The organism is Phenylobacterium aquaticum (genome assembly GCF_947378715.1).
GTDB lineage: Bacteria > Pseudomonadota > Alphaproteobacteria > Caulobacterales > Caulobacteraceae > Phenylobacterium > Phenylobacterium aquaticum_A.
Window position 1 is genome coordinate 1 of the sequence record NZ_CANCLE010000219.1, and the last position, 5,113, is coordinate 5,113.

Here is a 5,113-nt window from a genome sequence, read left to right on the forward strand (position 1 = left end):
GATCAGCCCACCAGCCGGTAGTCGCTGTCGAGCCCGGCCTCGCCGTCGGTGGCCACCTTGCCGCGACGCACCAGGTCGATCATGTGGCCGAGCACGGAGCGGGCGGCGGCGGGGTGCAGGCGGCTGTCAACCTCGGCATAGAGCACCGGCACCATCTCCTTGATCCGGCCGTGGCCCTGGGCGAGCGCGCCCAGCACCTGGGCCTCGCGGGCGCGGCGATGGTCGATATAGGCCTGGATGAAGGGGGTGACCTCGGTGACCGGCGGGCCGTGGGTTGGCCAGAGCGTGGTGAATTCCCGCGCCTTGATGAGTTCTAGGCTCTCCATATAGGCGGTCATGTCGCCGTCCGGCGGTGAGACCACGGTGGTCGACCAGCCCATGATGTGATCGCCGGAGAACAGGGCGTTCTCTTCCTTCAGCGCGAAGCAGATGTGGTTGGAGGTGTGACCGGGGGTGGCGATCGCCTCCATGGTCCAGCCGGGGCCCTGCAGGACCTGGCCGCCGCCGCACAGGCTGATGTCGGGGGTGAAGCCGAAATCGGATCCGGCCTCCGTCACCACCATCGATTCGGCGGCCCGGGCGCCCACGGCGCAGCCATGGATCGGCGCGCCGGTCTTTGCCTTGAGCGGCCCGGCCAAAGGGGAGTGGTCCGAGTGGTGGTGCGTGACCAGGATGTGGCTGACCCGCTCGCCCGGAATGGCCGCCAGGATCGCGTCGAGATGCTCGGGCAGATCGGGGCCCGGATCGATCACCGCCACTTCGCCTCGGCCGACGATATAGGTGCCGGTGCCGAGATAGGTGAAGGGGCCGGGATTGTTGGCCACCACCCGGCGGATCAGCGGCGAGACCTGGTCACAGGCCCCATAGTCGAACTTGATCTCGCGAACATAAGGAATCATTCCCGGGCCTTCCCTGTCGGCGCCGTCCTTGCGGTGTGCGGCTCCAGTTCATCGAAATGGAGCGGTTCACATGGCGGACGCGGCGATTTTTGTTTCAAAACGGCTCCAGCGCGCGGCCTTCGCCTTCCTGTGTCTCTTGACGGCTCAGATGGTCCTGGCGGTCGCCAGTTGCGAGTCCGAGCCGGTCGCCATGGGCGCGGTGCGCGTGCCCCTGGCCATGAGCCATCCCTAAGCCCTGAGCAGACCCGACAGGTCGTAGCCGGCGTCGGCGCCGAGCTTGACCAGCTCGTCGGGCGTCCGCTCGCCGGCCATGGCCTGGCCGATCGACCAGATGTTGATGGAGCGCGTGCCGGAGCGGCAGAAGGCCAGCACCGGCCCGGGCGTCTCCTCCAACAGAAGACGCTCGACCTCGACCTGATCCGGGGTCGGTCCGCCGCGCACCGGAATGTGGGCATAGGCCAGCCCCGCCGCCTTGGCTGCGGCCTCCATCTCGGCGCTGGACGGCTGGCCGGGCTCTTCCCCATCGGGGCGATTGTTGATCACCGTCTTGAAGCCCTGCGCCGCGACCAGGGCGAGATCGGCGATCGCGATCTGCGGACTGACGGAAAGCTGGTCGGTGACGCGTCGAAACTGGCTCATGTGATACGCACTTTGGCTGGAGTGAGACCCTTCGTTGACATCATCGGGGGGCGATGGAAGTTTCGCAATGACCGGCCGCGTAAAAGGCCGCCCTCCGCGAGCGTCACCCCCGCATGCTGCGTTTTATCGGCCGCCGATTGTTCGTGGCCCTGCCCACACTGTTCCTCGTGGTCACCGTGGCCTTCTTCATGATGCGCGCCGCGCCCGGCAGTCCGTTCGACATCGACCGCAAGCTGTCACCGGAGATCGAGCGCAACGTGCTCGCCCGCTACGGCATGGACCGCCCCCTGGGGCAGCAATACCTGTCCTATGTCGGCGACGTGCTGCACGGCGATTTCGGGCCGTCGCTGAAATACAAGGACAAGACCGTCCTGCAGATCCTCCAGGAGAACTACAAGGTCAGCCTGATCCTCGGCCTTTCGGCGATCAGCATCGCGGCGGGCATAGGCGTGACCCTGGGGGTGCTGGCGGCCCTGCGCCAGAACGGCTGGGTCGACTATGGGGTCATGGGGGTGGCGATCATCGGGGTCTGTATCCCGACCTTCGTCATCGCGCCCCTGCTGGTGCTGCTGTTCGGTTCGATCCTGCAATGGCTGCCCAATGGCGGCTGGAACGGCGGGGCGATCGGCAATCTGATTCTGCCGGTGACGGTGCTGGCCCTGCCCCAGGTGGCGATCATCTCGCGCCTCACCCGGGCCGGCATGATCGAGGTCCTGCAGTCGAACTATGTGCGCACAGCGCGCGCCAAGGGGTTGCCGGCCCGCACCATCGTCATGAAGCACGCCCTGCGCGCCGCGATCCTGCCGCTGGTCAGCTATCTGGGGCCGGCCTGCGCGGGGCTGCTGACCGGCTCCCTGGTGGTCGAAAAGATCTTCAACCTGCCGGGCCTGGGAAAGTTCTTCGTGATCAGCGCCCTGCAGCGCGACTACACGGTGGTGATGGGGATGGTGATCTTCTACGCCACCCTGATCCTGTTCCTGAACCTGGTGGCCGACCTGATCTACGCCCTGCTGGATCCCCGGGTGCGGCTGTCATGAACGGTCCTGTCCTGGCCCCGGGCTCGCGCCGCGGCGCCGAATTGATGCAGGCGGCAGTGCGCGGCCGCAGCCTCTGGCAAGACGCCCGGCGCCGGCTGATGCGCAACCGCGCCGCAGTGGCGGGGATGACGGTGCTGGCCGCCCTGGTGCTGCTGGCCCTGATCGGGCCGATGCTGCTGCCCTTCCGCTATGACGAGATCAACAAGGCCGATGTCTGGGCGCCGCCGCTCACCGCCGGCCATTTCCTGGGCGCGGACGCTCTGGGCCGCGACCTGTTGGCCCGCCAGCTCATGGGGCTGCGGGTTTCCCTGGCGATCGGCTTTGTCGCCACGTTTGTCTCCCTGGTGATCGGGGTGGCCTGGGGGGCGGTGGCCGGCTTTGTCGGCGGGGCGGTGGACGAGGTGATGATGCGCGTCGTCGACGTGCTCTATTCGCTGCCCTTCATCTTCTTCGTGATCCTGCTGATGGTCACCTTCGGCTCCAACATCATCCTGATCTTCGTGGCGATCGGGGCGGTCGAGTGGCTGACCATGAGCCGCATCGTGCGCGGCCAGACGCTCGCCCTGAAGCAGAAGGAATTCGTCGAGGCGGCCCGCGCCGCCGGCCTGACGCCCGGCGCGATCATCGCCCGCCACATCGTGCCCAATCTGCTGGGGCCGGTGGTGGTCTATGTGACCCTGACCATTCCGGCGGTCATCCTGTCGGAAAGCTTCCTCAGCTTCCTGGGGCTGGGGGTGCAGCCGCCCATGGCCTCGCTGGGCACCCTGATCGCCGGCGGCGCCCAGGATATGGAGCTGGCCTGGTGGTTGCTGGTGTTCCCGTCCCTGACCATGGTCGGGACCCTGATGTGCTTCAACTTCATCGGCGACGGCCTGCGCGACGCCATCGATCCCAAGGACCGCTGAGCCGGCGCAGGATCGAGGGGGCTTCGGTTTTCGATCCTGGACTTGTAAGACCCAAAGCCGCGCCCTCGGGGCGCCCGGAGAGCTTAGGACCATGGCTGCGGCCCCCGACTACAAGCAGGCCTATGAGGCCCTGGCGCGCGGCGACCTCGCGGGCGCCCTGAACATCACCACGCCCCTGGTGTCGGAAGCCACCGGCTCCGCCGGCGACCTGGCCGCCCATGCGGCGGTGCTGAAGGCCATGGGGCGGCTGGAAGAGGCCCTGACCTTCAATCGGCGGTCGGTGGAGCATTTCCCCACGGATGGCGTGGCCTGGCACAATCTGGCGGCCACCCTGGGCGACCTTGAGAAACACGACCAGTCAGAGTCCGCTGCGGTCCGGGCGATCAAGATCGGGCTGGGCGCTCCGGAAACCCGGCTGGTGCTGGCGCGGGCCCTGATGGCCCAGGGCAAGCTCGATGACGCGCAGGCCGCCTTCGCCACAGCGGTCAAGCTGCGCCCCACCTTCGCCGAGGCGCATCGCGAACTGGCGCAACTGATCTGGATGCGGACCGCGGATTCGCGCGCCGCCCTGCAATATCTGGACGCCGAACTTGTCCGGTCGCCGAACAACCTGACCCTGGCCGGCCTGAGGGCCACGGTGCTCGAGTTCACGGGCGACATCGACAAGGCTCGCGAGACCCTGGCCTGGGCGATGACCAACAATCCCGACGACGTCGAACTGCTGCGCGCGGCCGCCCACCTGGCGGGCCAGGCCGGTGACGTGGCGGGCGCGGTGGAGCTGGCGCAGCGCTGCGCCAAGGCGGCGCCCAACACCCTGGCGTCAGAACTGGTCCTGGCTCAGGCCTGGCTGGCGGCGGGGGAGGGCGCCCGCGCGGCCGATATGGCCCAGCGTGCGGTGTTCCGGGCGCCGCAGAACCAGTTCGCCCTGGCCCTGCTGGCCACCGCCTGGCGGCTGCTGGACGACCCCCGCTACCGGCGGATCTACGACTACGACGCCTTCGTCGGGGTCTATGAGATTCCGACGCCGGCCGGCTGGAGCAGTCTTCCCGCCTTCCTGGCCGATCTGACTCAAGCCCTGAACGGCGTGCACGCCTATGTCACCCATCCCCTGTCGCAATCCCTGCGCCATGGCGGCCAGCAGACCCTGCGGCTGGATGGCGGAAATGGTCCTGTGATCGAGGCCTATCTGGCCTCGGCGCGGGCGGTGGTCGCCGAGCATGCGGCGAAGCTGGGGGCGGGGACCGATCCTATGCGCTCCCGCAACACCGGCGCGGCGCGCTTCGCCGGGGCCTGGTCCGTCCGGCTGCCCTCCCAGGGCTATCACAGCGACCACGTCCACCCGATGGGATGGCTGTCCTCGGCCAGCTACGTCGCCCTGCCGGACGAGGTTCGCGACACCGAGACCCGCGCCGGCTGGATCAAGTTCGGCCAGCCCGGCGTGCCGACGGGGCCGGCCCTGGAGGCCGAGCATTTCGTCCAGCCCGCACCGGGCCGGCTGGTGCTGTTCCCGTCCTACATGTGGCATGGCACCGTGCCGTTCTCCTCGACCCAGGCGCGGTTGACCGTGGCCTTTGACGCCGTGCCGGTCTGAGACCCTATTTGACGCGGCGGGCGCGGATGGCGCGCTGGCCGT

At 68.3% G+C, this 5,113-nt stretch carries 6 protein-coding genes; 4 read left to right on the forward strand and 2 right to left on the reverse strand.

Going from position 1 to position 5,113, the window contains the following annotated elements; all coding sequences use genetic code 11:
• Positions 1-2: 2 nt before the first annotated feature.
• Entirely contained in the window at positions 3-899 is an 897-nt protein-coding gene (locus Q7P21_RS19225; protein WP_304179734.1) for an MBL fold metallo-hydrolase, read from the reverse strand.
• A gap of 70 nt (positions 900-969) precedes the next feature.
• Between Q7P21_RS19225 and Q7P21_RS19230 the strand changes: the two genes are divergently transcribed.
• Complete coding sequence (locus Q7P21_RS19230; protein WP_304171826.1) at positions 970-1,131, forward strand: hypothetical protein; 162 nt, start codon at positions 970-972, stop codon at positions 1,129-1,131.
• Here Q7P21_RS19230 and Q7P21_RS19235 read toward each other — a convergent pair.
• Entirely contained in the window at positions 1,128-1,538 is a 411-nt protein-coding gene (locus tag Q7P21_RS19235) for a TIGR01244 family sulfur transferase (protein WP_304171824.1), read from the reverse strand. The two genes, Q7P21_RS19230 and Q7P21_RS19235, sit on opposite strands and share 4 nt — an antisense overlap.
• Before the next feature lie 113 nt (positions 1,539-1,651).
• On the opposite strand from Q7P21_RS19235, the gene oppB reads away from it, so the two are divergent.
• From oppB to Q7P21_RS19250, 3 genes are all read left to right on the forward strand, one after another.
• Positions 1,652-2,575, forward strand: coding sequence for an oligopeptide ABC transporter permease OppB (oppB, locus tag Q7P21_RS19240; RefSeq protein ID WP_304171823.1), 924 nt, complete (start codon positions 1,652-1,654; stop codon positions 2,573-2,575).
• Positions 2,572-3,480: an ABC transporter permease subunit gene (locus tag Q7P21_RS19245; protein WP_304171821.1), complete on the forward strand. Its 909-nt coding sequence runs from the start codon at positions 2,572-2,574 to the stop codon at positions 3,478-3,480. The genes oppB and Q7P21_RS19245 overlap by 4 nt, the downstream gene beginning before the upstream one ends.
• Before the next feature lie 91 nt (positions 3,481-3,571).
• Positions 3,572-5,071 (forward strand): putative 2OG-Fe(II) oxygenase, encoded by a 1,500-nt coding sequence (locus Q7P21_RS19250; RefSeq protein ID WP_304179744.1) that lies wholly within the window; start codon positions 3,572-3,574, stop codon positions 5,069-5,071.
• Positions 5,072-5,113: the final 42 nt, after the last annotated feature.